Source organism: Vibrio sp. Hep-1b-8 (assembly GCF_006124995.1).
GTDB lineage: Bacteria > Pseudomonadota > Gammaproteobacteria > Enterobacterales > Vibrionaceae > Vibrio.
Window position 1 is genome coordinate 1 of sequence record NZ_QEWN01000069.1, and the last position, 1148, is coordinate 1148.

1 protein-coding gene is annotated in these 1148 nt (G+C 39.4%); it reads left to right on the top strand.

Features of this window, described 5'->3' with window-relative positions; genetic code table 11:
• The coding region (locus tag DA100_RS08320) for an IS630 family transposase (protein ID WP_138971724.1) at positions 1–666 on the top strand (666 nt) is incomplete at its 5' end.
• Between the last annotated feature and the right edge of the window lie 482 nt (positions 667–1148).

The window sequence follows — 1148 nt, forward strand, 5'->3', positions numbered from 1 at the left end:
CTTCACCACAATGGCTTTAGCTACAAGCAACCGAAAGGCGTTCCACACAAGTTTGATAAAGCAAAACAGCAAGCATTCATAGAGGCTTATGAAGCTCTAAAGGCAAGCCGTGGCAAGGATGAATCGATAGTCTTTATCGATGCAGTTCACCCAACCTTATTAACAAAAATATCTCATGGCTGGATACGTACTGGTCAGGCTAAAGTGATTGAAACAACGGGCAATCGTAGCCGATTGAACATTATTGGCGCACTAAACCTGTCAGATATTGGTGCCACCATCGTTCACGATTACGAGAGTATTAACAGTGAAAATATTGTTCGCTTTTTCTGTAAGTTAAGAGAGAGTTATCCATTAGCCCATAAGCTTCATATCATCTTAGATGGTGCGGGATATCACCGCAGTGACTTAGTCAAAGATGCAGCGTTTGTCCTAAATATCGAACTACATTATCTTCCACCTTACAGTCCAAACCTCAACCCAATTGAGCGGCTTTGGAAGGTAATGAACGAGCAGTCGAGGAATAACGTTTACTTCAAAAATAAACGAGACTTCAAGGAAGCCATCGATCAATTTTTTACTGTGACTCTTCCAGAGATCGCAGGTTCACTGACGTCTCGAATCAATGATAATTTTCAGGTACTCAAGCCTGCATTTTCAAGTTGATTGGGTATATAAGTATATAGAGGAGAAATGTAGGTTTGAATATTTTGAAAGTATAGGGACTGAAGCAGAAACATTAAATATTTGCAGTTGTTTGATTGATGAATATACAAAGTTCAATGATTACTTAGTTGAAAAGATTAACTTACCTTGATGTCTCCTTTATCAGGGTACACTCGATAGGACATTAAAAATGTCTGTGATGTGTCGAGGCGATAACAGCCCTAGAACAAGGGAAGGCTTTGTTCCTGCATTGGTTAATTTTGATGGTGACAGGTTTGTAGATGTGATGGATGATGAAAACCGATTATGGACAAGTGTTGATCAAAACAGGAGAGTAAGGCGTGTTGAGCATTTGTAAGAGTATATGTTGTTCACTATCTATTTTTATGTGTTTTGGCACCGCAGTGGCAAACAATCTTCCTCAGAGCGACAATCTCAGAGAGCTAAAAGTAAACTACACTATTCAAGATGGTGTGGGTATA